At 37.5% G+C, this 26,821-nt stretch carries 26 protein-coding genes; 18 read left to right on the forward strand and 8 right to left on the reverse strand.

Features of this window, described 5'->3' with window-relative positions; translation table 11 throughout:
* The first annotated feature begins 51 nt into the window (after positions 1 to 51).
* Positions 52 to 1,215: a type IX secretion system outer membrane channel protein PorV gene (gene porV, locus ACM40_RS07055; RefSeq protein ID WP_048502125.1), complete on the forward strand. Its 1,164-nt coding sequence runs from the start codon at positions 52 to 54 to the stop codon at positions 1,213 to 1,215.
* 341 nt (positions 1,216 to 1,556) lie between these two features.
* Positions 1,557 to 3,821, forward strand: a complete 2,265-nt coding sequence (locus tag ACM40_RS07060; RefSeq protein ID WP_048502126.1) for an FUSC family protein — start codon at positions 1,557 to 1,559, stop codon at positions 3,819 to 3,821.
* On the opposite strand, the gene ACM40_RS07065 is transcribed toward ACM40_RS07060, so the two are convergent.
* Positions 3,802 to 4,416 (reverse strand): 4'-phosphopantetheinyl transferase superfamily protein, encoded by a 615-nt coding sequence (locus tag ACM40_RS07065; RefSeq protein ID WP_048502127.1) that lies wholly within the window; start codon positions 4,414 to 4,416, stop codon positions 3,802 to 3,804. The two genes, ACM40_RS07060 and ACM40_RS07065, sit on opposite strands and share 20 nt — an antisense overlap.
* A gap of 314 nt (positions 4,417 to 4,730) precedes the next feature.
* Here ACM40_RS07065 and ahcY point away from each other — a divergent pair, with 314 nt between their 5' ends.
* A complete protein-coding gene (gene ahcY / locus ACM40_RS07070) occupies positions 4,731 to 6,047 on the forward strand; it encodes an adenosylhomocysteinase (RefSeq protein WP_048502128.1) in 1,317 nt (438 codons plus the stop codon).
* Positions 6,048 to 6,393: 346 nt separating this feature from the next.
* A complete protein-coding gene (locus tag ACM40_RS07075) occupies positions 6,394 to 7,968 on the forward strand; it encodes a BspA family leucine-rich repeat surface protein (protein ID WP_048502129.1) in 1,575 nt (524 codons plus the stop codon).
* A 45-nt stretch (positions 7,969 to 8,013) separates the two neighbouring features.
* Here the strand turns inward: ACM40_RS07075 and purE are convergent, their stop codons facing one another.
* Positions 8,014 to 8,517 carry a 5-(carboxyamino)imidazole ribonucleotide mutase gene (gene purE, locus ACM40_RS07080; protein WP_048502130.1) on the reverse strand — a complete coding sequence of 168 codons (504 nt, stop codon included), beginning with the start codon at positions 8,515 to 8,517 and terminating at the stop codon, positions 8,014 to 8,016.
* Positions 8,518 to 8,737: 220 nt separating this feature from the next.
* Between purE and ACM40_RS20900 the strand changes: the two genes are divergently transcribed.
* From ACM40_RS20900 to ACM40_RS07105, 6 genes are all read left to right on the forward strand, one after another.
* Positions 8,738 to 8,878, forward strand: coding sequence for a bacteriocin-like protein (locus tag ACM40_RS20900; RefSeq protein ID WP_410492731.1), 141 nt, complete (start codon positions 8,738 to 8,740; stop codon positions 8,876 to 8,878).
* Positions 8,879 to 9,019: 141 nt separating this feature from the next.
* Positions 9,020 to 9,925 carry a DMT family transporter gene (locus ACM40_RS07085; RefSeq protein ID WP_048502131.1) on the forward strand — a complete coding sequence of 302 codons (906 nt, stop codon included), beginning with the start codon at positions 9,020 to 9,022 and terminating at the stop codon, positions 9,923 to 9,925.
* A 220-nt stretch (positions 9,926 to 10,145) separates the two neighbouring features.
* Positions 10,146 to 10,712, forward strand: coding sequence for a hypothetical protein (locus tag ACM40_RS07090; protein WP_048502132.1), 567 nt, complete (start codon positions 10,146 to 10,148; stop codon positions 10,710 to 10,712).
* 10 nt (positions 10,713 to 10,722) lie between these two features.
* Entirely contained in the window at positions 10,723 to 12,846 is a 2,124-nt protein-coding gene (locus tag ACM40_RS07095) for a cation:proton antiporter (protein ID WP_048502133.1), read from the forward strand.
* A 25-nt stretch (positions 12,847 to 12,871) separates the two neighbouring features.
* Complete coding sequence (locus ACM40_RS07100) at positions 12,872 to 13,444, forward strand: hypothetical protein (RefSeq protein ID WP_048502134.1); 573 nt, start codon at positions 12,872 to 12,874, stop codon at positions 13,442 to 13,444.
* Positions 13,444 to 13,803, forward strand: a complete 360-nt coding sequence (locus tag ACM40_RS07105) for a hypothetical protein (RefSeq protein WP_131705345.1) — start codon at positions 13,444 to 13,446, stop codon at positions 13,801 to 13,803. Before ACM40_RS07100 ends, ACM40_RS07105 begins: the two co-directional genes overlap by 1 nt.
* 56 nt (positions 13,804 to 13,859) lie before the next feature.
* Here the strand turns inward: ACM40_RS07105 and ACM40_RS07110 are convergent, their stop codons facing one another.
* Both ACM40_RS07110 and ACM40_RS07115 read right to left on the reverse strand, forming a co-directional pair.
* Positions 13,860 to 14,972, reverse strand: a complete 1,113-nt coding sequence (locus tag ACM40_RS07110) for a 5-(carboxyamino)imidazole ribonucleotide synthase (protein ID WP_048502136.1) — start codon at positions 14,970 to 14,972, stop codon at positions 13,860 to 13,862.
* A gap of 42 nt (positions 14,973 to 15,014) precedes the next feature.
* Complete coding sequence (locus ACM40_RS07115; RefSeq protein WP_048502857.1) at positions 15,015 to 15,566, reverse strand: DUF1543 domain-containing protein; 552 nt, start codon at positions 15,564 to 15,566, stop codon at positions 15,015 to 15,017.
* Between the two features lie 85 nt (positions 15,567 to 15,651).
* On the opposite strand from ACM40_RS07115, the gene ACM40_RS07120 reads away from it, so the two are divergent.
* Together ACM40_RS07120 and ACM40_RS07125 are read left to right on the forward strand one after the other, a co-directional pair.
* The gene (locus ACM40_RS07120; protein WP_048502137.1) at positions 15,652 to 16,482 is read left to right on the forward strand and encodes a sulfite exporter TauE/SafE family protein; all 831 of its coding nucleotides are present in this window, start codon (positions 15,652 to 15,654) and stop codon (positions 16,480 to 16,482) included.
* Entirely contained in the window at positions 16,482 to 16,865 is a 384-nt protein-coding gene (locus tag ACM40_RS07125) for a DUF1634 domain-containing protein (protein ID WP_040998787.1), read from the forward strand. The genes ACM40_RS07120 and ACM40_RS07125 overlap by 1 nt, the downstream gene beginning before the upstream one ends.
* A 3-nt stretch (positions 16,866 to 16,868) precedes the next feature.
* Here ACM40_RS07125 and ACM40_RS07130 read toward each other — a convergent pair whose 3' ends face one another.
* Together ACM40_RS07130 and ACM40_RS07135 are read right to left on the reverse strand one after the other, a co-directional pair.
* Positions 16,869 to 17,246 carry a VOC family protein gene (locus ACM40_RS07130; RefSeq protein ID WP_048502138.1) on the reverse strand — a complete coding sequence of 126 codons (378 nt, stop codon included), beginning with the start codon at positions 17,244 to 17,246 and terminating at the stop codon, positions 16,869 to 16,871.
* Between the two features lie 54 nt (positions 17,247 to 17,300).
* A complete protein-coding gene (locus ACM40_RS07135; RefSeq protein ID WP_048502139.1) occupies positions 17,301 to 17,741 on the reverse strand; it encodes a nuclear transport factor 2 family protein in 441 nt (146 codons plus the stop codon).
* 131 nt (positions 17,742 to 17,872) lie between these two features.
* Here ACM40_RS07135 and ACM40_RS07140 point away from each other — a divergent pair, with 131 nt between their 5' ends.
* Positions 17,873 to 18,955 carry an endonuclease/exonuclease/phosphatase family protein gene (locus tag ACM40_RS07140; RefSeq protein ID WP_048502140.1) on the forward strand — a complete coding sequence of 361 codons (1,083 nt, stop codon included), beginning with the start codon at positions 17,873 to 17,875 and terminating at the stop codon, positions 18,953 to 18,955.
* A gap of 110 nt (positions 18,956 to 19,065) precedes the next feature.
* Here ACM40_RS07140 and ACM40_RS07145 read toward each other — a convergent pair whose 3' ends face one another.
* The gene (locus tag ACM40_RS07145) at positions 19,066 to 20,352 is read right to left on the reverse strand and encodes an adenylosuccinate synthase (protein ID WP_048502141.1); all 1,287 of its coding nucleotides are present in this window, start codon (positions 20,350 to 20,352) and stop codon (positions 19,066 to 19,068) included.
* Positions 20,353 to 20,601: 249 nt separating this feature from the next.
* On the opposite strand from ACM40_RS07145, the gene ACM40_RS07150 reads away from it, so the two are divergent.
* Positions 20,602 to 21,531, forward strand: coding sequence for an alpha/beta fold hydrolase (locus ACM40_RS07150; protein ID WP_048502142.1), 930 nt, complete (start codon positions 20,602 to 20,604; stop codon positions 21,529 to 21,531).
* A 169-nt stretch (positions 21,532 to 21,700) separates the two neighbouring features.
* Here the strand turns inward: ACM40_RS07150 and ACM40_RS07155 are convergent, their stop codons facing one another.
* Positions 21,701 to 23,290, reverse strand: a complete 1,590-nt coding sequence (locus ACM40_RS07155) for an ABC-F family ATP-binding cassette domain-containing protein (RefSeq protein ID WP_048502143.1) — start codon at positions 23,288 to 23,290, stop codon at positions 21,701 to 21,703.
* A gap of 407 nt (positions 23,291 to 23,697) precedes the next feature.
* Between ACM40_RS07155 and ACM40_RS07160 the strand changes: the two genes are divergently transcribed.
* From ACM40_RS07160 to ACM40_RS07175, 4 genes are all read left to right on the forward strand, one after another.
* The gene (locus ACM40_RS07160; RefSeq protein WP_040998776.1) at positions 23,698 to 24,252 is read left to right on the forward strand and encodes a phosphoribosyltransferase; all 555 of its coding nucleotides are present in this window, start codon (positions 23,698 to 23,700) and stop codon (positions 24,250 to 24,252) included.
* 126 nt (positions 24,253 to 24,378) lie between these two features.
* On the forward strand, positions 24,379 to 24,957 hold the full coding sequence (locus ACM40_RS07165) for an adenylate kinase (RefSeq protein ID WP_048502144.1): 579 nt from the start codon (positions 24,379 to 24,381) through the stop codon (positions 24,955 to 24,957).
* Positions 24,958 to 25,023: 66 nt separating this feature from the next.
* On the forward strand, positions 25,024 to 26,007 hold the full coding sequence (gene obgE, locus ACM40_RS07170) for a GTPase ObgE (protein ID WP_048502145.1): 984 nt from the start codon (positions 25,024 to 25,026) through the stop codon (positions 26,005 to 26,007).
* A gap of 2 nt (positions 26,008 to 26,009) precedes the next feature.
* Positions 26,010 to 26,801: a hypothetical protein gene (locus tag ACM40_RS07175; protein WP_048502146.1), complete on the forward strand. Its 792-nt coding sequence runs from the start codon at positions 26,010 to 26,012 to the stop codon at positions 26,799 to 26,801.
* The last annotated feature ends 20 nt before the right edge of the window (positions 26,802 to 26,821 follow it).

Consider the following 26,821-nt stretch of genomic DNA (forward strand, 5'->3'; position numbering starts at 1 on the left):
TACATAGACAATAATTGTTATAAAAAACTGATAATATATAAAAGACAACATATGAATTTAACTACTAAACTGCTTTTGGGATTTGGTTTAAGTGCTGGTTTTTTAGGCTATTCGCAAGATTTAAGTAAAATAAATCCAGTATTAACCGGAGCTCCTTTTCTAAGAATTGCACCAGATGCAAGAGCTGGAGGTATGGGAGACCAAGGGGTGGTAACTTCACCGGATGCATTTTCACAATTCTGGAATGCTGCAAAATATCCTTTTAGCAGAACAAGTTCTTCCATAGGTCTTAACTACACACCTTATATGGGAAAACTTACCAATGATGTATTTTTACTATATGGTGCATTCCATAAATTTTTAGGACAGGAAGAAAGATCTACTATTTCTGCAAGTATCTATTATTTCAATATGGGTGAAGTAGACCTTACCCAATTGGTAGGTTCAGAAGTAACCTCTATGGGTACCTCAAAACCTAATGAATTTTCCATCGACGTTGCCTACGGTCTGAAACTTTCCGATTCGTACTCCATGGCCGTTACCGGTAGATTCATCCGTTCAGATTTAGCCGGAGGTTTCAATACGGACACTACCCTTAAAGCTGCCAACAGTTTTGCAGTAGACGTTTCAGGATACTATACCTCTCCAAGATTTTCAAGTTTCGGAGGCTATGACGGTAAAGTAAATGCAGGTTTTGCTGTTCAGAACTTAGGTCCTAAACTAGACTATACCGGAAATGAAGAATCCAGATCTTACCTCCCTACTATGGCAAGATTGGGGCTTGGATATGATATGTATCTGGATGATATGAACAAAATCGGTCTTAGTGTAGAAGGTTCTAAAATCCTGGTTCCGGGATCCGAATACGTAGGAATAGACCCTAATACAAGACAGCCGAGATATGAAATTCCTAACGTAGGGGTAATGGCCGGGATCGGAAAATCTTTCAAAAATAAAAACTCTATCATGATGAGTGGTGCTTTGGAATATTCTTATGACAATGCATTTTCAGTAAGAACAGGTTACTTCCACGAAAGCGAAGAGCAGGGAGCAAGACAGTTCGCTACAGCAGGTATCGGTTTGAAATACCGTTCTTTCGGACTTGATATTTCTTATCTGATCAATATGTCAAAAGTAAATACTGCTTTGGATAATACCCTTCGTTTCGGTCTTACCTGGAACATTGGTGATGAAACATCCAATGTTGATTATTAAGAACATTATACAATATAAAAAAGCCTCATGATCATGAGGCTTTTTTTATGTCAATACTGAATTAGCTGCGCTGTCAGTTTGCTTCGCAGTGAATTAGTAAAAGCTGAGATAAATTGTGAATAGTCAATGGTCAATAGTAAATTTTATTTCATTAATCAATTATAAAGTCCTTATATTTACTATTGACTGGCGAAGCAAAATTCCAATTTCAGCATTAAATTTGTATTACCCCAATCGTTTCAATTACCCATTAACAATTTATTACAGAAATATAACATATAAGTTTGCAAAAGTCCTATTTTTATAAGGCTTTTCTTATTTTCAATAATTAATTTTGTAGGATGAACTATTCAGCAGAACTCAAAAAATTCGTTACCAGCCAATATGTATATTCTGCGATCAGAATTACGCTGGCAACTGTTCTGCCCTGTTTAGTTCTTGCCCATTTCGGGATTCTGAAAGAATACTTTCTTTTTCCTTTGGGAACCAGCTTTGTGGCACTTTGTGACCAGCCCGGTCCTTTTATCAGAAGAAGAAATGCACTTACATTTGCTATTTTCTGCTTTGTTTTTGTGGCACTTATTGCCAGTCTCGTCATGAACTTCAAGGTGCTGGTCATTCTGGAAATCATCGTATTCGGAATGTTTTTCTCCCTGATTGGTGTTTACGGGCAGAGGCTTGCCGCAGTAGGATCGTTATCTCTTGTTGTACTGGCCATTTTTATCGACGGGCACCTTACCGGCAGTAATATTTTTAAGAGCCTGCTCATATTTGCATCCGGATGTACCTGGTTCCTCCTGATTTTCCTGGTGGTTACTACCATTCAGCCCTATAAACTGGCCAGCCAGATGATTGGTGAAAATTATCTTCAGCTTGCTGAATTTTTAAAAATAAAAGCCAATTATTATCAGAAAAATCCGGATTTCGACAGACTGACTATCCAGGTTATTGCCAAACAGGTCGGAATTAAAAACCTGCAGGAAGAAACCCGGGAAACTGTTTTCAAGACCAGAACCATCGTTAATGAATCTACGACAACCAGTCGTCTTTTAATGCTGATGTTTCTGAATTCTATGGACCTTCATGAGAAGCTGATGACCTCTGAAAGTGATTACCAGAAACTACAGCAGAGTTTTGAAGACAGCATGATCCTTGTCAATATTCATGATTACCTCAACCTGCTTGCGGATGAAATTACCAATATCGGGATATCACTTCAGATAGGAACAAGGGCAAAACCTATAGCCGATCTGGAACTTGAACTGAAAAATCTCAATTATCATTATTTCGAACTTCGCAATAAGCAGCTGACTCCCGATAATCTGGAAAATTTCATGATCCTGCGCCAGATCCTGATGCGCATTAATGAAATTACAAAGGAGATCAACGAGATCTATAAAGTATTTTCGCAGAATATAAAGCTGGCAAAAAGTCTTTCCACAGGCCTGGATCTGAAAAAATTCATGCCTAATGAGGAAAAACTGAATTTTAAGGTTTTAAGGAACAATATTTCGCTTTCATCCTCGCACTTCAGGCACGCGATAAGAATTACTACAGCCTTGCTGGTGGGATACCTTTTTTCAATGTTTGATTTCCTTGGGCTTGGTCATACGTACTGGATACTTATTACCATCACTGCGATATTGAAGCCCGCCTACTCTATTACCAAAAAGAGGAACCTTCTCCGTCTTTACGGAACCATTGCTGGAGCTGTTATTGCCTACGCAATTTTACATTTTATCGATATCAAGGGGCTATTATTTTCTATTTTGCTTTTGAGCATGATCATGTGTTTCAGCTTTCTGAAAGGCCGTTATTTTTGGGCGGTCCTGTTCATGACAATTTATGTATTCCTGAGTTTTAATTTTTTAAATCCCGGAAATGTAAATGTGATCTTTAAAGATAGAATTCTTGATACCTTCATTGCCGGTGTGATTGCCTTTGCAGTATCTTATATTGTTCTTCCGGTCTGGGAGCATACTCAGAATCTGGATCTGATGAAGAAATCTGCAGCAGATAACCTGATCTATTTTGAAAGTGTTATTTCCAAATTCTTATATGGAAATTTTGATATTGAAGATTACAAGGTAAAACGGAAAAATGCTATCATTTCCCTTGCCAACCTTTCTGATAACTTCCAGAGAATGATCTCTGAGCCGAAGAACCAGCAGAAAAAACTGGAAGTGGTACACCAGTTTGTGGCCACTTCACATCTGATTACTGCCTACACTGCATCTTTGTCCCAGTATTCTAAAAACAACGAAAAATATCCCGAAATAGATGCTGAAAGCTGGAGCAGGAAGATAGAGGCAGAAATGCAGCAGACCTCAGTTTTGCTGAACGGAAATGAGATCAATGAAGCTTTAAAAATGGAAAGCCGCCTCGAACCGGAAGATTCTTCCATTGAAGACATGATTTTGAAAAGAAAAACGGAAATAGAGGAAAATGATGTTGTCGACCGCAGAGATCCTGATAAAATTTCACATTTAACGGAACTTAAAAACATCCATGATATATTGGAACTGATCTATGATGTAGCTAAAGAACAGAGAAAAGTTATCGAGAAATACAAAAACGAAGCTGATCCTATTCCTCCACAATCGTGAAGCAATAGTCATCAAAAAATTCTACTCTCGCTTTGAACTCGTCTGAAAACTGCTCATCATAAACCCTGCAGCTGATCTTGTGAAGGTATTTAATCTCAAACGGCTTCACTTCATAATTTTTTTTCAGGGACCAGTATTTCGAGTGGTGGATTTTGTACATACTTTCCTTTACACTCCAGATAATAGTATAAAACGTCACGGAATTATTTTCAGGAATGAATCCCCTTTCATTTTCGTAGGTGAACTTGTCGATAACCCTTAAAATCTTAGGATTGAATTTTTCGATATCAATGCCTATTTTATTTTTGGAAATGGCAATAGCAGCAAAAGGAAATGAATGGGTAATGGAAATCTCTGCATCCTTAGGGGACAGAAACGGTTCCTTCTCTTTGTATAGAATTTTAGAATGAGGCTTTAAACCTTTTAAAAGTTTACGCACCATTAGCACTTCCAGAAGTTTTTTAGGATGATAATCTTTTACCTTTTCGGCATTTTCAGGTTCCAGGAGCTCGTTGATATCAAGTTCTTCGCTTTCATCATATTTCCATACGAGGATCGTGGCATTGTCATCTGAAAAATCTCGGTAAAGGGGCATCGTTTTTTTATTCGATAAAAGTAGTGAAAAGATGTGGAAGTTGAAAGGGATTGAAGACGGATGCAGGAAGATGGAGGTTACTTACAACTTACGCAATAACTTTAGTCTTAATATTGATAAACCTCCATCTCCCCTCTTTCCTTCTTATTTCGACTGATGATTCACATCATTTGTATGCCCAAGAATTTCAACATTAAATAACATAAACAACTTTTAATCTCATCATTTGAACTCGATCTGCCGTTTTTTTATCTTAATTATTAATTGTAATTTTGCATTTCGTTATCAACTGAATTTAAATTTATTCATTACATATGAGTACTACAACACAATACGTTCCTTACAAAGTGAAGGACATATCCCTAGCAGAATGGGGAAGAAAAGAAATTACCCTTGCCGAAGCAGAAATGCCAGGTTTGATGTCTATCCGTGAAGAATACGGACCGTCTCAGCCTCTGAAAGGTGCAAGAATCGCAGGATGTCTTCACATGACGATCCAAACTGCTGTGCTTATCGAGACATTGGTGGCTTTAGGAGCTGAAGTTACCTGGTCTTCTTGTAATATTTTCTCAACTCAGGACCATGCTGCTGCTGCTATTGCTGCTGCCGGAATTCCTGTTTATGCATGGAAAGGTCTGAATGAAGAAGAGTTTGACTGGTGTATTGAGCAGACTTTATTCTTCGGTGAAGACAGAAAACCATTGAACATGATTTTGGATGATGGTGGAGATTTAACAAACATGGTGTTTGATAGATACCCTGAATTCACAAAAGATATCAAAGGGCTTTCTGAAGAAACTACTACAGGAGTACACAGACTTTACGAAAGAATGAAGAACGGAACTTTAGTAATGCCTGCCATCAACGTAAACGATTCAGTTACTAAATCTAAATTCGACAACAAATACGGATGTAAAGAATCTGCAGTAGATGCTGTAAGAAGAGCTACAGACGTAATGCTTGCCGGTAAAAGAGTGGTAGTTTGCGGATACGGAGACGTAGGTAAGGGTACTGCTGCATCTTTCAGAGGAGCAGGTTCTATCGTTACTGTTACTGAAATTGATCCAATCTGTGCGCTTCAGGCTGCCATGGACGGTTACGAAGTAAAAAGATTAGATACCGTTGTAGACAACGCTGATATCATCATCACTACTACAGGAAACTTCAACATTGTAAGAGGAGAGCATTTCCTTAAAATGAAAGACAAGGCAATCGTTTGTAACATCGGCCACTTCGATAATGAAATCGATATGGCATGGTTAAACAAAAACTACGGTTCTACAAAATCTGAAGTTAAGCCTCAGGTAGACATCTACACATTAGAAGGCGGGAAAGAAGTAATTATTCTTGCTGAAGGTAGATTGGTAAACTTAGGATGTGCAACAGGGCATCCAAGTTTCGTAATGTCGAACTCTTTCTCTAACCAGACTTTGGCTCAGATCGAACTTTGGAACAACTCTGCTGCTTACAAAAATGAAGTATATATGCTTCCTAAGCACTTAGATGAGAAAGTAGCTGCTTTACACCTTAAAAAATTAAGCGTTGAACTGGAAACTCTTTCTCCGGAACAGGCTGAATATATTGGTGTAGATGTAAAAGGGCCATTCAAGCCTGAGTACTACAGATACTAATATTTTTTAATCTTAATATAATAAAGGCTTTTCAGGTTTCTGGAAAGTCTTTTTTTTGTATGCTTTTGGAGCTGTTTCTCACTATCCGCTTCTACTCCTCGCGCAAGCCAGGCTTAACCTCACTGCTGTGGGGTAACCGTTTTTATCAGGGCTAGTGAAATCCTTATCTCCCCTCTTCCCATATTTTCCCATATTTCACCATATTTTCATTAAAAAAACAACCATAAACCATGTAATTTATTAAAAATTTGCACTATTTTATTTATTTATATATATTTATTTTTCAAAATATTGTTTTATGATTAAAAAACTACTAACTTTTTTTTTGTTAATTTTTCTGCTCCAAATGAAAGCTCAAAACGAGTTTATTACTATATGGAAACCCAATAATACTTCCTCACCCGTTAATGCTACTTCACAAACAAACTCAAATCAAATATGGTTTCCCGGTGTAGGAGAAAATTACACCATTGCATGGGAAGAAGTAGGCTATCCGCAACATTCCGGAATGATGCAAAATGTAACTTCTACTCTACAAATCCTTATCGATTTCGGAACCCCATTAAACCCTAACCCTTCTGCAGCAACCTACAGGTTGAAAGTAAGCAATGGTAATGGAACTTTCAGACATCTGAAATTCGGAATTCCCAATCAAGTAGTTACGCCCGGGATTGTATTGTCATGGACCTTATTTGGAAGTACAGAAAAACTGATTGATATTGAACAGTGGGGGAATATTCATTGGGATTCTATGAATGCTGCATTCGTTGAGTGCAAAAATATGCAGATGAGTGCAACGGATATTCCTGATTTATCAGGTGTTACGGACGCTTCTTACATGTTCCATAATGCTATGAAATTCTTTGGAAATTCTTCAATGGCCTTCTGGGATACCTCTGTGATCAAAAACTTCAGATCCATGTTCGCATACGGTCCCAATAATTTGGTTGTCCCTCCGGATTCTTTCAATCCTCCTATCAGCTCATGGAATACTTCGTCTGCAGAAAATATGAGCTTTATGTTTAATAGCAGAAAATCATTCAATCAAAATCTGAATAGCTGGAATGTGTCCAATGTAAAAAACTTTTCATACATGTTTGCTTCATGCGATTCCTACAACCAGCCTGTAGACCAATGGGATGTTTCCAATGCAGAAGATATATCTTATATGTTCCATTATATTCCTGATTTCAACCAGCCACTCAGCACATGGAATACGTCTAATGTTATTAATATGGAGCACATATTTCATGGAGATTCGGCTTTCAATCAACCTCTGGAAACCTGGGATGTAAGCAATGTCACCAATATGGATACGTCTTTCTCCAGTGCCTCCAGTTTCAATCAGCCCTTGAGTACCTGGGATACCCGAAAAGTAACCAATATGATGTCTTTATTTTCGGATGCCTCAAGTTTTAATCAGTCACTTGAAACATGGAACCTGAAATCTTTAACCTCACCATTTTTGATGATTTATCAGACTGGACTGGATTGTGACAACTACAGCCGAACACTCAGAGGATGGGCACAGAATCAGGAAACACCTAATAACCTTGTGCTGGGGCCACTCTCTCCCTATGTATATTCTCTTGATGTTTCTATATGGAGAGATACCCTTATCAGCAAAGGATGGACATTCACCGGTGATAATATAGGAGAATGCAGAATGCTTGGAGTTTCGGATACACCTCCAGTCAATGCTACTTCTATATTTCCCAATCCGGCAGAGAAATTCATTTATATTAAAAACATCGCGGATATGAAAAGCTATGTGATTCTGGATGCATCAGGCAGAATGATCGCCAAAGATTCTTTAACAAAAGATGTGATCAACATAGAAACCTTACCTCCCGGAAATTATTTCTTACAGATTATTACCAAAAATAAAATTCATACATTGAAACTGATCAAAAGTAAATAAAAATAAGGCCTCACTATTTCATATCAGTCGGGCCTTATTTTTTAATTATTTATCATATTGATTAGGATGTTGTGCTTTGATCACATCCACTGTTCCCAATACTTTATCTTTCAGAGTATCCTGATATTTCTGAAGCTTTTCTGCTACTTCAGGATTTCCGCTTCCTAAAATTTTAGCCGCAAGAATTCCTGCATTCAAAGCTCCGTTTAAAGCTACCGTAGCTACCGGAATACCTCCGGGCATTTGAAGAATAGACAATACGGAATCCCATCCGTCAATAGAATTGCTCGATAGAATCGGAACCCCGATCACAGGTAAAGTCGTGCAGCTGGCTACCATTCCCGGAAGGTGTGCAGCACCTCCTGCTCCTGCGATAATTACTTTAAGACCTCTTTCCTTTGCTGTTTTCGCATAATCAAACATTCTTTCAGGAGTTCTGTGTGCCGAAACTACTGTCAGTTCGTATGGAATATCAAAGCTTTTCAAAAAACTTGCAGCCTGTTCCATAATCGGCAGATCGCTCTGGCTGCCCATAATAATTCCTACCATCTTCAATTTTTTATTAGATGGTCAAAGATAAAAAAATATAACCTTTAATACACATTTCTTCCTATAATACACATTTCTTCCTACCCCTTTCAGGTAAGAAGGGATGAAAAATATTTCAATCTATGCAATCAGATAAAAAAGTTAAACTGTGTTAATTTTGGATCGCCATTATTATTTTTTTCCAATATTTGTTTCACCAACAACATAAAATTTACATGTAATGAAAAATTTAAAAAAGCTTAAAAAAGAAGAATTGAAAAAAGTTTTAGGAGGTATGGAGCCCTGCAAATTCCAACTTTGCTTTAGAGACGGCAAATGGACATGTGTCCCTTATGACACATGTGGAGGATTCGAACCTTAAAAAAACAAGAGAGTACATTTTGAATGTACTCTCTTTTATTATATACTTTATCAGTTGTTCTGTACCTTCAAAAAATACAACAACTGTACCCATTCGCTTTATTCCATAACAGGTATATTTGTTCGCTATACCTGATTCACATTGAAAGATTATAAACTCATTTTTGCCGTTCTCACGGTCGCTCTTGTTTGGGGAACTACATTTCTGGCTATCCGTGTTGCTGTGGAAACAATTCCTGCGTGGTTTGTAGCCGGGATACGTCAGTTTCTGGCAGCCATGATTATGCTTACCATCCTTCTTTCAAAAAAAGAATTTAAATGGATAGGCTGGAAAAGCCTTGGTTATCAGGTTATTTTCGCCTCCCTTATGCTTGTGGTAGCCAATGGAATGACAACCGTTGCGGAAGAAACCGTATCCAGCAGTCTTGCTTCATTAATCAGTGCATGTTCCCCGATTCTTGTATTCCTGGGAAGTGTGGCTGTTGGTCTTCAGAAATTCAGTTTCCGGGCTCTTGCAGGTGTACTTTTATGTTTCAGCGGAATCCTGTTTATCTTCTGGGACGGAATACAGGATCTGGCGAATCCACAATACAGAACAGGGATGATCTTCCTTTTCTGTGCAATTGCCGGATGGGCCTCAGGAACTATTTTCACCAAAAAACTCAATATCCAGAGTGGTAATATTACCCTGAACCTTTTTTATCAGTTCCTGTTTGCAGGCACTGTACAAATTATTTTTGCCTTCTTCTTTTCAGAGAATTATAATTTCGGAAACTGGAGCTTCAAAAGTATTTCGGCCATGCTTTATCTGGCTGTTTTTGGTTCTGTTGCTGCTTTTTTTGCCTTCCATTATGCCTTAACCAAAATTTCGCCGGTACAGGTTTCCATCCTTGCTTATGTGAATACAATCATTGCTATATTTCTGGGATGGCTCATTATGGACGAAAAAATTTCACTCAAATTTATTCTTGCAGCAGTGATGATCATATGCGGTGTTTTTATTATCAATTACAAACCCGAAATGTTCAGAAGACAGAAGACTACATAAGAAGACAAACAGGATTACACTGAAATCTAAAAACAATCATACCCACTTCCATATCCCCCTCCTTTGGAAGGGTGGCGAAAATTCATAGAATTTTTGACGGGATGGTTTACAATTTCACATCATCCTATCAATAAAATCTTCTTCCATTTAAGCTTACAACACAGGCAAATTTCATATTTTCCTTATTTTTCCCTATATTGTTTACACCAACATTAACAATATGCTTAAAAACACATTTTTTATACTTTTTGCTGGTTCTTTTCTATTAATTAGCTGTGATTATAAAGAAAAAGAAAAAAATCTCACAGAAAGAGAAAAGCAATTACTGGAAAAAGAAAAACTATTTGCAAAAAAAGAATCCGAATATCAGTCTCTTTTAAAAATGAGAGACAGCATTTTTTCTAAGAAAGATTCCGTAAAGATAGTTCTGTGGCCTGAAGAAATCTCCGGACCCTGGAACGGAAAAGTGATCTGTACAGAATCCAACTGCAGTGATTATGTAGTAGGTGATCAGCGTACGGATATCTGGGAATTCGACAGTGATTCGATTCATTTGTCTACAAAAATTATCAATAACAATAATCTGGTAAGGCTATATTCCGGCAAATTTGAAAATAACGAAATCAAACTTAATTTCAAAACGGATTCCACTTCCCAGAAAAAAGTAGAAATGAATGTTCTGCTGAATGATATTTCCGACACCAAGCTGAAAGGAACAAGAACCATTACTACCGACAACGGCTGTACTGCCAAGTTTTCCGTCGAATTAGTACGTTCCACAAAATAAAAAAACACCTATGATTTTACTGAGTATACATAATCTGAGTTTTCCTATAGAAGATCCGGTCTTAAAATTCCTGTTGGTATTGGTTATCATCCTTGCCGCTCCCCTGCTTTTGAATAAAATTAAAGTTCCGCATCTGCTGGGGCTTATCATTGCCGGAGCAGTAATCGGACCTAATGGATTTAACGTGCTGGCAAGGGACAGCAGTATTGTGGTAACAGGAACTACCGGCCTTCTTTATATCATGTTTCTTGCCGGATTAGAAATTGATATGGGCGATTTTAAGAAGAACAAATGGAAAAGCCTCACCTTCGGAATTTATACGTTTGCTGTACCTTTTATACTGGGTTATCTGGGTGGTTATTATCTTCTGGGATTTTCAATGCTTACCTCCATCCTTTTTGCCAGTCTTTTTTCATCACATACCCTGATTGCATATCCGCTGGTCAGCAAACTGGGAATCGCCAAGAACAAGGCAGTCAATATCACAGTGGGAGGAACGATGATCACAGATATCATGGCCCTTTTGGTACTTGCGGTAATCGTGGGAATGTCACAGGGGGATGTAGGCACAGAATTTTGGGTTAAACTTTCCGTTTCCTTCATTGTTTTCGCTTTAATTGTTCTGATTATATTCCCTATTATAGGGCGTTGGTTCTTTAAAAAGGTGGATGATAAGATTTCACAGTATATTTTTGTCCTTGTCATGATCTATCTGGCCGCGATGCTTGCAGAGCTGGCCGGCGTGGAGGCTATTATCGGGGCATTCTTTGCAGGACTGGCTTTAAACAGGCTTATCCCTCACACCTCATCACTGATGAATAGAGTTGAGTTTGTAGGAAATGCTATATTCATTCCTTTCTTCCTGATCAGCGTGGGAATGCTTATTGATTTCAAAGTTTTCTTTAAAAGCTGGGAAACTTTAGAAGTTGCGGGAATTATGCTTGTTGCTTCTATCGGAGGGAAATATCTTTCAGCAGTGATGACGCAAAAGACATTCAGACTATCCAAAGAGGAAGGAAAACTTATTTTCGGACTAAGTTCGGCATCTGCAGCCGCAACTTTAGCTTCAGTAATGGTAGGATACAATATTATTCTTTCAGAAACTGAGACCGGTGAACCGGTAAGATTATTGAATGAGCATGTACTGAACGGAAGCATTCTTCTGATCCTTATTTCCTGTACAATTTCTTCATTTATATCTATGGCCAGCGCCCAAAAGATTGCAGAAAGCGATAATGAAGATACGGTTTCGGGGAATAGTCATGAAGAAGAAAATATACTGTTGGCCATTAACCACGAAGAAACTGTGGAAAGAATGGTAAATCTGGGCATACTGATTAAAGCTCATGAAAATACGGAAAACCTCTTCGCCTTAAATGTCATTAATGAAGATAAAAATGAATCTTCCGTGAAAAATGCCGAAAAGCTGCTTCATCAGGCAACAGATGCTGCGGCTGCGGCTGACGTTAAAATGCAGGCTCTTAAAAGATATGATAATGATGTGATCAATGGAGTGAAAAATGTGATTAAAGAACAGAATATTACCGATCTTATTATTGGTCTGGAAGATGAGAAAGGCTTCTCCCCTTCTTTTGTCTATAATCTTTACAGCGGGTATCTTCAGAATGATGATGTAAATGTACTGGTTTACCATGCAGCACAGCCGCTTTCCACTATAAAAAAATATGCCGTCATGATTCCGGAAAACGCTCATAAAGAAGCAGGATTTTTTCACGCTTTGCTAAGAGTGTGGAATATAGCAAGAAATTCCGGCGCAAGTGTGGTTTTCTATGCTCCTGAAAATATTCTGGATATTCTCCAGAAAATTGTGAAGAAAGCAAACATAGAAGCAGAATTCATCATTATGAGTACCTGGCAGGACGGTGAAAAGACCGCTGCAAAACTGAAGGAAGATGAAGCTTTGATTGTTTTGATGGCCAAACGCGGTATGAAGTCTTATATTCCTAGAATGAGGCTTATTCCTGAATTGCTGAATAAATACTTAAATGACAATAATTATTTGCTGATCTTTCCATTTTCAGAATTTGACGAAAACAGTCCGGAAATACGCTCTGTAGGTAATCATGATGATTTTGTGGAAATTGGTAATGTGATTCAGAAGATTTTTAAGTAGTTTAAAATATTTCTATATTTAATTTATGAAAAAATTATTTCCAATAGTTCTTTTATTATTAATCAACTGCAAAGATCAAAAACAAAATATAACCGCAGATCCAAAAATAGAGCAATCAGTAATGTCTGAAATTAAATATGGTGAAAATTTTTTTGATTACAATGAGATAGATTATTATCAAATTGAAACCAAAGAGGGTGGAATTACAGAATTAGATCAAAATCAAGGTAAATCAAAAATTGATAAACTTAAATATGATTTGGTCATTGGCGAAACTCCGGAAAGTATTAATGATCTTGATTTTCTGAATTATATGAATAAAATTGGTTATTTGAAGAAGAAAATAAATCCGTCTAAATTTGGGAACATCAATAAAATATTTGTGGAAAAGCCAGAAGAAGAAATGATGGTTGCCGCTTGCATTCCAGTCTTCAGGGATATCCTGGTTTTTAAAAAGAGCGGTAAAGTTACAGGAATAGCTAAAATATGTTTCGACTGTCATCAATATCGTATGATTGGAACAGATGCCAATACAGAAAATTTTGGTTCAGATAATGACTATTCGCAACTTGGAAATATTTTAGATAACATTAAATAGTGAAAAAAGCACTAATAATCGTAGTTTTGCTGTTGATTCTAATTATAGTTTCAGTAACAGTTTATTGGAATCTTCCCATTGAAATCACAAGAAAAAATGATATAGACACAGGAAATAAAATCATCCAGAATATTGAAGATTATCAAAAAAATTATGGAAAACTTCCTGATAACAATGATTATAAAACACTGAAAATTTTAGGATTAAAACTGGAAGACTCCCGAGTTTATCTTGATTACATAACGGATAATAAGGGTAATTTTGAGCTTACTTATCTTGAAGGGTTCGACGGTCCTTATCTTTTATGGAATTCTAAAGAGAGAAAATGGACGATTGATTATCCTAAAATTTATAAATAAAAAGAAGACTGCCTTTTCAAGCAGTCTTTTTCAATATTATGAATTAATCGTTTTCTTTATTTTGAGATAACTTTTACCATTTCTTTCACTTTCACCAATTTTTCCATTAGCTCTTCTCTCGAATCTGCCAACACATTAATATGCCCCATTTTTCTTCCGGGCTTGGTTTCGGTTTTTCCATAAAGGTGAACGTATGTTTTCGGTAGTTTAAGAACCTCATCCATTCCTTCATAAATTACTTTTCCTGCATGTCCTTCTGCTCCAACAAGGTTCAGCATTCCGCTGTACCCAATAACGTCAGTATCAGCTAAAGGTAAATTTTTCACTACTCGGTACATCTGTTCAAACTGGGAGTTGGCATTCCCTTCCTGGCTTTGGTGACCTGAATTATGTAGTCTTGGAGCCGTTTCATTTACCCATACTTTTCCGTTTTTATCAAGGAAGAGTTCAATGGCAAAAAGGCCCGGAGAATTAATCGCATTTAAGAATTTTTCTGTGATGGAATCAATCTGTTTCTGGATATCTTCGTTTAAAAATACCGGACAGATATTGAAATCCAACAAATTCAGCTTCGGATCGGCCACCATTTCCGTTACGGGAAAAGTTTTTGTTTCACCATTTTCATTTCTGGCAACAATTACAGAAAGTTCTTTATCGATATCTACCAGATTTTCAATCACAGAGTCCTGTACCCAAAGGTTTTTCATATCTTCTGCTGTACGGATTACCTGAACTCCCTTTCCGTCATATCCTCCCGTATTCATTTTTTGCACGAACGGTAGCGGCATTTTAATTTCGTCAGAACTTCCGTCCATCACTTCAAACTCCGGACTTGGAATATCGTGGGCCTTATAAAATTGTTTCTGAAGAATTTTTTGCTGGATTGTTTTAATAATTTTAGAATTCGGAACCACTTTTATCCCCTGATTTTCTAGTTCAGCCAAAGCATCTGCATTTACATGCTCTATTTCAATGGTTACAACCTCTTTATCTTTCCCGAAACTCAACACTGTTTCATAATCATTAAAATTTCCCTGTGTAAAATGAGAGATATTATTGCACGGTGCATCAGAAGCCGGGTCCAGTGTATAAAACTGATCGTCATATTTCAGTGCGCTTTGTATCAGCATCCTTCCCAGCTGTCCGCCTCCTAAAATTCCTATTTTCATTCTTACTTTTATTTTTTCTATTAGATTTTATTTACCGGTGATTTACTGAATTTTGTCAATCTTTAAATATCCAAGACCCATTGGGTTTTCCTGATTTTCCGAGTCGGATTTTGTCAGGATGATGGAATATTTTTCTTTCATTTTTTCAGGAAGGATATCATTAACATTGAAAATATCGTCAATATCAACACCGTGTTTATCATCAATATGGCTTACTGCACCTCCAAAACCCATCGTTGCATAAAATTCTGTTGCCTTTGCTCTTTTAACGATTTCTCCCATAGATTTTCCTACCATCAGGTGCTGCTCATGAAACTCTTCAAAAAAGCCTTTCTTGTATCCTCCCAGATTAAGAAAATACAGATGGTCTTCGTACAGCTGATCTGTTTTCTCAACGATTGTCACTTTGTATCCATCTGCAAATTTCACTTCCTGGTAACAGTCTATATGGATTTTTCCTTCTGCTTCTTTCCAGAAATCCTTCATATCGGGAACGAGATCTTTAAGATTTTCTGCAATCCCGAAAAAAACGTCGTGCTGCTCGATATTCCTGCCCTTGGGCGTTGCGCCGAGAATGATATAAAATAATTTCATTTCACTTTTCATATCTGCAAAAATACATCAAATTTATCTTTTTTAAACGTTTGGCAGACTACCACAATAGTTTTATATTTGTAGCATGTCAGAAATCATCATTCTGTTTCTCGGCGCAGTTTCCGCCGGTCTTTTGGGTTCACTTACAGGTTTGGGAGGAGGAGTTATTATTATTCCTTTATTAACGCTGGGTTTCGGCGTTCCTATGCATTATGCCATTGGGGCTTCTTTAATTTCCGTGATCGGTACTTCTTCAGGGGCTGCAGTAGCTTTCGTGAAAGAAGGTTTTACCAATATGCGGATAGGGATGTTTCTGGAAATCGGGACTACTGCAGGAGCAATTATCGGAGCATTGATTTCAGGAATGCTTAATCCTAATACGATCGGAATTATTTTCGCCAGCATTCTTTTATTGACGGTTGTTTTAAATCTTAAGGGAAAACCTGACCATCAGGAGCCTTTAATAAAAGGAAGCCTTGAAGAAAAGCTAAAACTGTACGGAACTTTTCCTGATAAAGGAGTTTTAAAAAGCTATTCTGCTAGAAATACCGTTCCTGGATTCCTGATGATGCTGTTTGCAGGTGCCATGTCCGGGCTTTTGGGAATCGGTTCCGGAGCGCTTAAAGTTCTGGCCATGGATAATATGATGAAACTTCCGTTTAAGGTTTCTACGACTACAAGTAACTTTATGATTGGTGTAACTGCTGTAGCCAGTGCTCTGATCTATTTCCAGAGAGGCGAAATCATACCTGTGATTGTAGCTCCGGTACTGATTGGTGTGGTGGTAGGAAGCTTTATCGGTTCAAAAACCCTGATGGTATCCAAAACGAAGAAATTAAAGGTGTTCTTTGCCATTGTGATCACTATTTTGGCAGTATATATGATGTATAACGGTATCAATAAAAGCTTCAGATAATGAGAAAGAATTTTACAGATGTGGATCTGAACCGTTCGGTAGGAAATCTTCTGAGACTGGGGGTTATTTTATCTGTAGCCACATCATTGATCGGTTTTATCAAGCTTTTCACTGAAGGCTTTAAAATGCCTAAGAAATATACTTCCCTGGATATGGGGTCGTCTTCCGAAAAGGTATGGGGAATGTTTTGGAATTCTTTATGCAAAGGAGAAGGTATGGCCATTATACAGCTTGGAATCCTGCTGCTGATCTTCACTCCTCTTGTCAGGATTATTTTTGCGCTGATCGGATATTTAAAAGAAAAAGACTACGTTTATGTAGTCATTTCCTCTATCGTTCTGGCCATTATGGCAGTCAGTTTCTTTACAGGTTACGCTCATTAATTTTTACATTTCATAAAATTCCAGCGGAAGCTGATCCGGATCCTGAGTAAAGAAAAATTCTTTTCCGGTATATTCGTCTATGCGGATCTCTTCGCAGACAAGACCTTTCCTTATCAATTCTTCTCTCTTATCCTTTACATCCTCTACGGAAAAAGCCAAATGTCTTAATCCGCATGATTCAGGACGGGACGGTCTTGGCGGAGGATCAGGAAATGAAAAGAGCTCAATTACATAATGATCGCCTATAGCGAGATCAAGTTTGTACGACTGTCTTTCTTTACGGTAAACTTCACGGATTATATTTAAATCCAGAATTTCAGTATAGAATTTTTTTGAAACTTCATAATTCGAACATATGACGGCAATGTGGTGAATCTTCATTTTAGAATATATTTTTTTCTTTCGACTGCATTCAGAGATACATCAGATCTCCTGTTATTTTATTTCTTTACAGTTTTCTTTTCTCCTTGTATCGATAATGTATTGAATTTTCCAGTCATTCTGCTGCTTGACCAATTGAAAGCTGTTTGCCCCGCAATGGGAGAACTTACCTTTAAAAAAGAATGAATACGGTGTAAAAACACTTGCCAGTCCTCCATCTGTATGAATGGCATCAACGATAATTCTTTCGTCAAGATCATCTTTCGAAAATTTGGTAACTGAGGCTATAAATTCCTGTACATTTTCATTTTTTACGGTCCCGTCTTTAGTGATGGTCTGGAGAATCGCTCCTTCTGCAAAAGCAGATTTCACCAGCTCAGGATCAGCATTTTTCATTCCTGAAAATAGATTGCGGATCGGTTTTTCTATGTCCTGATTCTGCTGACCGAAGCATAAAGTACCAAGAAACAAAGGGATTGCAACAAGTTTATTCATATGAGTTGTCATTAATCGGATACCATAAAAGTAGGAAAAATATTGTGAATTAATAAAATTAACAAAGTTTAAAAAGTTAATGGCTTCGAATTATTTAAAAATAGATTATTTTTATCTGTTTATTTAATACTATGTGGGGAATCTATTTGTTTTTAATCGCGCTGCTGGTAGTGTTTACGGTACTGCCCAAAATTCAGAGTTCCCATTGGATATTCAGGGTTCCGGAGTTTGGTAAGATCCAGATTTTTTATATCGTCTTTTTTACATTTATTTTTGGTTTTCTGATTGAGAATCCTCAAAAATTCTTGTATTCGCAAGGCCTTTTGCTCCTGTTATTTGTGCATCACGGGGTAACCCTTGTAAAATATACTCCTCTATATCCTGTTAAAAAATACAGACAGCAGCATAAATCATCTCAAAAACTGCATTTTATTTCAGCTAATGTCTACCAGTTTAATAAGGAATATGACAGATTTATCAAACTGATAGAAAAATACAGTCCTGAAATGTTCCTGACCATGGAAAGCAATGGTGAATGGGAGCAGGCAATGAGGATTCTTGAAAAAGAGTACCCATTTCAGCATAAGGTAACGCTTGAAAATACTTATGGAATGCATTTTTATTCTAAAATTGAGATTAAAAGCGCACAGACCCATTATTTCGTGGCTGATGATATTCCGAGTATCGAGGCTCATTTGAAGACTGAGGATGGATTTTCATTTGTATTTTTCGGAGTGCATCCGCCTCCACCGAGTCCTACTGAGGAGGAAACTTCCAAGGAAAGGGATGGTGACCTTCTAAGTGCAGCCAAAAGGGTTAAAGACATCCATGAGCCCGTTATTGTTGTAGGAGATTTTAATAATGTGGCATGGTCAAAATCGTCTATCTTATTTAGAAAAACGAGCCATTTGATTGATCCGAGAATCGGGCGTTCTTTTGTGTCTACTTTTCATGCAAAATACCGTCTGCTGAGATTTCCTATCGACCTGATGTTCCACAGTGAAGACATTTTTATCAAGGAACTGAAAACCCTTGAGAATTTCGGATCGGATCATCTTCCGGTTTATTGTGAATTTTTCATTGATCACCATAACGACGAGCAGGAAGAACAGGTAGAGGGTGCAACGGCAGAAGAGAAAGCTGAAGCAGAGGAAATGATACAGGAAGGAAAAGAAGAGGATGGAGAACGTGATGCGGTAGTAACTGAGGATTAAAATATAAAGATTGACTGATTAATGATTTTGGCTCAGGCAGATTCTTTTTTGATTAAAATAAAAGAGACCATCCTGCGGATGGTCTCTTTTGTATTATGGTCATTCTACAATTAGAATAGTTCTTTTCTGATAATGTTCTGGCTTCTTTCAGGCCCTACAGAAACCAGGTATACGTTGATTCCTAAATATTTCTCGATAAATTCGATGTATTTTTGGGCAGTATCAGGAAGTTCATCATAGCTTCTTGCTTTTGTAATATCTTCGCTCCAACCCGGTAAATCCTGGTAAATTGGCTCATAGTTATACAATTTCTCAGTTGAAGAAGTGAAATAATCGATGATTTTTCCATCTTCAGTTTTGTAATGGGTAACCACTTTCAGGTTTTCAATTCCAGTAAGAACGTCTAATTTTGTAATAACCAGGTTATTGATCCCATTGATCATACAAGCGTGCTTCAAAGAAACAAGATCTAACCAACCTGTTCTTCTTGGTCTTCCTGTAGTGGCACCGAACTCTCCACCGATCTGTCTGATCTTCTCTCCTAATTCATTGTCTAATTCAGATGGGAAAGGACCGTTTCCAACTCTTGTACAGTATGCTTTTGCAACACCAATAAGATTTTGAAGGGATGTTGGCGGAACTCCTGCTCCTGTACAAACTCCTCCAGTAGACGGAGAAGATGAAGTAACATATGGATAGGTTCCGAAGTCAATATCAAGCATCAAAGCCTGTGCTCCTTCAAATAAAACGTTTTTACCGTCTCTGATTGCTTCGTTTAGTTCCAGCTCTGTATCAACGATTCTGTCCTGAAGCTGTTTTCCTATTTCTAAATATTCGTTGTAAATTTCTTCAACGTCCAAGGTTGGTTTTCCGTAATATTTTTCAAAAAGAGAATTCTTGATTTTTAAGTTTTTCTCGATTTTGTCTCTCAGGATTTCAGGATTCAGAAGGTCGATCATTCTGATACCCACTCTTGCAATTTTATCTTCATAGCAAGGTCCAATCCCTTTTTTCGTCGTTCCGATCTGCGTTCCGCCGTGCTCTTCTTCACGGTAAGTATCCAAAAGAATGTGGTAAGGCATGATGACATGCGCTCTTCTGCTGATGAAAATGTGATCAGTTTTCAAACCTTTGCTTTCGATCTGATTCACCTCCTTAATGAAAGATTTAGGATTTACCACTACTCCGTTCGCAATGATACACTTCCCTTTGCACTGCAGTACACCGGAAGGAAGAAGGTGCAAAACGAATTTCTCTTCGCCTACATAAACCGTATGACCTGCGTTGTCCCCTCCCTGGAAACGAACAACATAATCCGATTTAGCCGATAAAACATCCGTGATTTTCCCTTTACCTTCATCTCCATACTGAAGACCTACAACTACGTAAGTTGACATATTTTACTTTTATTTTAGATTCATGCAAAATTACTTTTTAAAAATAGGGTGAGCAAATTATGAGGAGATTTTATTTTTGGGGTGGGTGGAAATCATGTGGTTGAGAAAATATATATCGCGATTTCTTTTCATATAAAAGTCCATTATATCTTTTCCAATCACTACTTTCAATTTATTTATTATCATTTTAACAGACCTAATTAATTCCGTATATTTAGAGTTGTCGTATGAAATCAAAGACAAGCCACTATGACATCACAAAAATCATCCTACTTCCCTTCCGGAACCAGTGAAATAAAGCTTTTCAACACCCTTTTCATTCCCGTTGAAGCACCTGTAAAAGCCACTTTACTCATCATTCACGGAATGCAGGAACACAGCGGAAGATATACAGAGATCGCCACTTATTTTGCAGACCACGGACTTGCTGTACTCACTTATGATCACCTGGGACATGGTAAATCCGTAAAAGATAAAAAAGATATTGGCTTCTTCCAGCTGGATCGCCCCGATGAAAAACTTATTTCAGATGCTGAAGCAATGGGTGAATATCTTCACCAACAATATTCTGATGTTCCTCATTTTGTTCTCGGACATTCTATGGGATCGTTTGTTACCCGTTGCCTTCTTCAAAAATCCAGTGGAAAATTTAATGGAGCTATTATTGTTGGAACCGGTGGTCCTTTAGCAGGTATCAGTCTCATAAAAAGCTATCTTTCATTAGCTAACAAAATAACGCCTCATCACCCTACTTATCTCAATACACTTTTTAATATTGTTAATAATAAGCGTTTCAGGAAAGATAAAGATTTCAGCGATACGAGCTGGCTCAGCCTGAATCCGGTCAACAGAAAATCTTTTACAGAAGATGAGCTCTGCGGACTTCCTTTTACCAATAATGCTTTCTATGCACTGTTCAGCATTTACAAAAAAGCTACGGCAAGAAACTGGGCTGTTTCTATTCCAAAATCATTTCCTTTGCTTTTCATCAGTGGACAGAATGATCCTATCGGGGATTTTGGAAAAGGCGTGATACAAACTGTTAATCTTTTGAAACAAGACGGATTCAAAGATGTAAACACTAAGATCTATCCCGAAATGCGACACGAAATATTAAATGAGGAAATCAAAGCAGATGTCTTCAATGATATATATCAGTGGATTTTAAAGCATTTATAAATTCAAATTGTGACTGTCATTGCGAACCGTAGGTGAAGCAATCTAATCTATTAAAAACTACAAGAGATTGCTTCGTCTGAGCTCCTCGCAATGACAAAATACAACAAAATATCTGCTCAATCAGCAAAATCCACGGAAGCATAAAATCATCGGGTCATAACATTTTAATTTAACCCAAAACAATCTCCCGTTCCACTCTGACTTCTTCCAGAAACATCTCATCATGTGAAATCACCAGCAGTGTTCCTTTATAGTCTTTAATTGAATTCGTCAGAATCTCCACATTCTGAAGGTCTAAATTATTTGTCGGTTCATCCAGAATAATCATATCAGGTGCTTTACTGCTGATGGAAAGTCCACACAACAAAAGTCTCAGACGTTCTCCTCCGCTCAGCATCCCGCCCTTTTTATCCCAGGTATCCTTACCAAACAAAAATCTTGACAACAAAGTTTTCACTTCAGATTCCGGAATTGCCCCGTCATTAAACTGCTGTACAAAATCATACACACTTATTTCCTGGCCAATCAAAGAATATTCCTGATCTACATATATTGTATTAAACTCTGATCTCATTATTTTTCCTTCGGACGGGCTTCTATTTCCTAATAGCAGATTGATAAGTGTTGTCTTTCCGGAACCATTGGAGCCTTTGACAGAAATCCGGTCCCCGCTCCTGATCTCAAGACTGAGATTATCTTTCCAGAGGTTTTTATTTCCGTATTTGAAATTAATGTCTTCCACACTGACCAGAATTTTCCCGGAATGCAGGCTGGAATCGTTAAAATTTACTTTCATCAGATCAGAATTTTTCAGTGAAGAACGAAGTTCCCGAAGGTCTCCTGAAATACTATTGATCTTTTCAGCATGAATACCTTTCAACCTGGAAGTATTTTTTTCGGCATTATTCTTTAAGGTATTCATCATAATTCTTGCTACGCCGGATTTTTCCTGTTTCTGTTTCCCTCTTGCATCCAGCTTTTGCTTTCGCTCAATTGTTTCCCTTTCTTTTTCTTTTGCTTTCTTTAAAGCTCTTTCCTTAGCATGAATATCATTATGTAATGCCTCCTGCTCTACTTCTTTCTGTTCAGCATAAAAATCATAATTTCCGCCATAAGCAGAGATTCCCTGGTTGCTTAATTCAAATATGGTATCAACAAGATTCAGTAAACTTCTGTCGTGGCTTACAATAACAACCGTTGAATTTGTTTTTTCAATAAAGTCATACAATAATTTCCTTCCTTCCAAATCAAGATGATTCGTAGGCTCATCCAGTACGATCACATCCGGCTGATTGATCTGAATACCAGCCAGAAAGACTTTTGTTTTCTGGCCTCCGCTGAGGCTTTCCAGCTTTTGATTTAATTCCAGATCTTCCAGTTTCCAGTAGCTTAATGCATTCCGGCAGCGTTCTTCAATATCCCAGTCATCATTTAGAACCTCGAAATATTCTTCGTCTACTTCGCCATTTGTGATCTTTTGAAGGGCGTTCAGCTTTTTGTCGATTGCAAGGCATTCTGCAACAGACAGGTGATCAAAATTGCCGAACATCTGCGGAACATAGTATAAATTACCTTTAACGGTAACAGTCCCTTCTGAAGGTTCAATTTCCTGAGCCATAATCTTCAGGAGTGTGGATTTTCCAATGCCGTTGCTACCAGCTAATGCAGATTTTGTATAGGGTTGTAAAGTTAAATTGACCGAATGGAAAAGGAGATTTCCTCCCGGAAACCCGAAGGATATATTTTGCAGTAAAATCATTATTTCTTTCTTATATAATAGTTAAACATCAGCAACACATCGGTTACTGCTTGGTAAAATCGGAAAGAAATTGAATCCTACATGCTCGTATTATGGGTTTGAGAGATACAAAGATAGTAAATTATTAATTATTCATTTTTTTCAAATAAAAAAAATAAAATCTTCATATAAAAAATAAACCCAAATGTCAGGAAAACCAATATTTCTATAACGGTAAAAATTTTTGGAAGCAGTATTTTCTATGCGAAAAATGCCTGCAACACTAAGTTTTACGGGAATTGCCTAACAGAATCACCTTGAATTATGTCAGGATATTATTTTTAAACCATATGTTTATTAAATCCGGAATAAAAGTAGAAAAGATTTTAATCAAAAATCCGTAACTTTGCCAACTACTAAAATTTTTTATGGAAAGCATTAAAGTTCACGACAAAACTTTCGTTCCTTATCTGAAGGACGCCGAAATTCAGGAAATTGTAAAAGAAACAGCTTTAAGAATTTATGAAGATTACAAGGATGAAGTTCCTGTTTTCATAGGTGTTCTGAACGGAGTAATCATGTTCTTCTCAGACCTTCTGAAATATTATCCGGGCGAATGCGAAATTGCTTTCATCCAAATGAGCTCTTATGTAGGAACAGAATCTACAGGGATTGTATACCAGAAAATGGAACTGACTAAAGATGTAAAAGACCGTCACATCATCCTTGTGGAAGATATTGTAGATACAGGGAATACGGTTGAAAGCCTGTTCAAATATTTCACAGAAACACAGCGTCCGAAATCTGTAAAGCTGGCTTCATTCCTATTAAAGCCTGACGTTTACAAAAAAGATTTCAAGCTGGACTATATCGGAAAGGAAATTCCGAACAAATTTGTTCTTGGATATGGTCTTGATTATGATGAATTAGGAAGAAACCTTTCAAATCTGTATCAGCTGGAAGAAGGACAGATCAACCATTAATTACTGCTATTAGCTTTTGGCTACTAGCCATTAGCTTTAAATATTAAAATCGAACTCAAGTAAATATTAACTAAAAAAGCTAAAGGCTGAAAGCTTATTGCTCAAGGCTGCAGGCGAATCAACATTATGATAAACATTGTTCTGTTCGGCCCTCCAGGAAGTGGAAAAGGAACACAAGCTCAAAACCTGATCGAAAAATTCAATTTAAAACAGATTTCAACAGGTGATCTTTTCAGATACAACATGAAAAATGATACGGAGCTTGGAAAACTGGCTAAGTCTTACATCGATAAGGGAGAACTGGTTCCTGATCAGGTAACAACGGATATGCTGATCGATGAACTCAGAAAACCAACGGATACCAACGGATTTATCTTTGACGGCTACCCAAGAACAACTGCACAGACGCAGGCACTGGAAAAAATTGTAGCAGAGGAGCTGAACGACAAGATCGACATTTGTCTTTCTTTAGTGGTAGAAGATAAAATTTTAGTGGAAAGACTTCTTAAAAGAGGTGAAACCAGCGGAAGATCTGATGACAGCAATGTAGAAATCATTGAAAACAGAATTAAAGAATATTATACGAAAACAGCAGAAGTAGCTGAACTTTACAAGCAACAGGGAAAATATGTTGAAGTAAACGGCGTAGGAGAAATTGACGAAATTTCCCAAAAACTTTTTGCTGAAGTAGAGAAAATAAAATAATCGGAATACGGGATATAGGATGCCAGTTTTTTGGCCCCGCAACCCGCAGCCCGCAACACAAACTATATGTCTAACTTTGTAGATTACGTAAAGATCCATTGTAAAAGCGGACACGGAGGTGCCGGTTCTGCCCACCTTCGCCGTGAAAAATATATTCCTAAAGGAGGTCCTGACGGTGGTGACGGCGGCCGCGGCGGGCACGTCATCATGAGAGGAAACGCTCAGGAATGGACTTTACTACCACTCCGATACACCCGCCACATCAAAGCGGAACGTGGTGAAAACGGAGCTAAAAACCAGCTTACCGGTGCTGACGGTTCTGATATTTATATCGATGTTCCAATCGGGACCATTGCTAAAAATGAAGAAGGAGAAATCATCGGCGAAATTCTCGAAGACAAGCAGGAGATTATTTTAATGCAGGGAGGAAAAGGAGGAAAAGGGAACGAACATTTCAAATCATCTACCAATCAGACTCCAAGATACGCACAGCCAGGAATGGATGGTGAGGAAGGCTTCGTTGTATTCGAGCTTAAAATTTTGGCCGACGTAGGATTGGTTGGATTTCCAAATGCCGGTAAATCTACCCTTCTTGCCTCAGTTTCTGCTGCAAAGCCTAAGATCGCCAATTATGCATTTACTACCCTGACTCCCAATCTGGGTATTGTGGATTACAGAAATTACAAATCATTTGTAATGGCCGATATTCCGGGGATTATTGAAGGTGCAGCTGAAGGAAAAGGTTTGGGACACAGATTCCTAAGACATATTGAAAGAAATTCCATCTTATTATTTTTAATTCCGGCTGATTCTGAAAGCCATTTCCAGGAGTTTAAAATACTGGAAAATGAATTGAAGGAATACAATCCTGAACTTCTGGATAAAGATTTCATCGTTTCCATTTCAAAATCCGACCTTCTGGACGAAGAACTGAAAAGAGAAATTGCCAAAGAATTCCCGGAAAACAGACAGCCGTTATTTTTCTCCGGCGTCACTGGAGAAGGCCTTGTAGAACTGAAAGACGCAGTCTGGAAAAAACTTCACGGATAAAGATGATATACTCATTAAAAAAAATAACAGCACCCGCTGTTATTTTTGTTTCATTTCTTCTGCCTGCCCTGGCGTATGCCCAGGACAGTGATTCATCTTTGGAACTATCCAAAACAAATGAACCGGCACCTTTAAGTGATAAGGCTTTTTTTAAGTATGAATTTAATAAAAGGTTAAAATATAGATTTACTTACGATAAAGTGACAGATCAGGGTACAACTCGTGAGGTGAGTGAATATATTCAGTATTTTATAAGTGATGCCGATTTATCCGTCCTGTATTTTAACAACAGCAGAAATGGAGTTATTTACAATTTAAACAAGGACACCAACCCGGTTCTCCCTGTTTTGATAAAAGATGAAAAGAAAGATATCAGACCCGGAAATTTTGATTATTTCAAAGGTGATATTTCTTTAGAATCCGAAATTGCTGATATCAGGAAAAGAAAAAAGGCAAAAACAGACCAGATTCTGGAACTGGTTGAAAAGAAAGCGGAAAATGATCTGGTTCATTATACCTACCATCTTATCCGTAACGATAAAGGAAGAACAAATTTAGGAATCATTGAGCTGGACATTACCAACAGCGACCAAGGTTTCAACAATAATATCCTGTATGACATGGAGCCGTTGTTCTTCAAAAACAAAATCGCCTTTGACAAAGGCGAAATAAAAAGTTATTCCTACTACAATAAGGACAAAAAAAGATCAAAGTATTATGAATCAATAGATACTGAATCTGCCCTTTTAAGATTATCATTTACCAAAGGCTGCTGTGTTTCATCGCTGGAATAACTAACAACGCCTGAACAGTT

This window comes from Chryseobacterium sp. BLS98 (assembly GCF_001045445.1).
GTDB lineage: Bacteria > Bacteroidota > Bacteroidia > Flavobacteriales > Weeksellaceae > Chryseobacterium.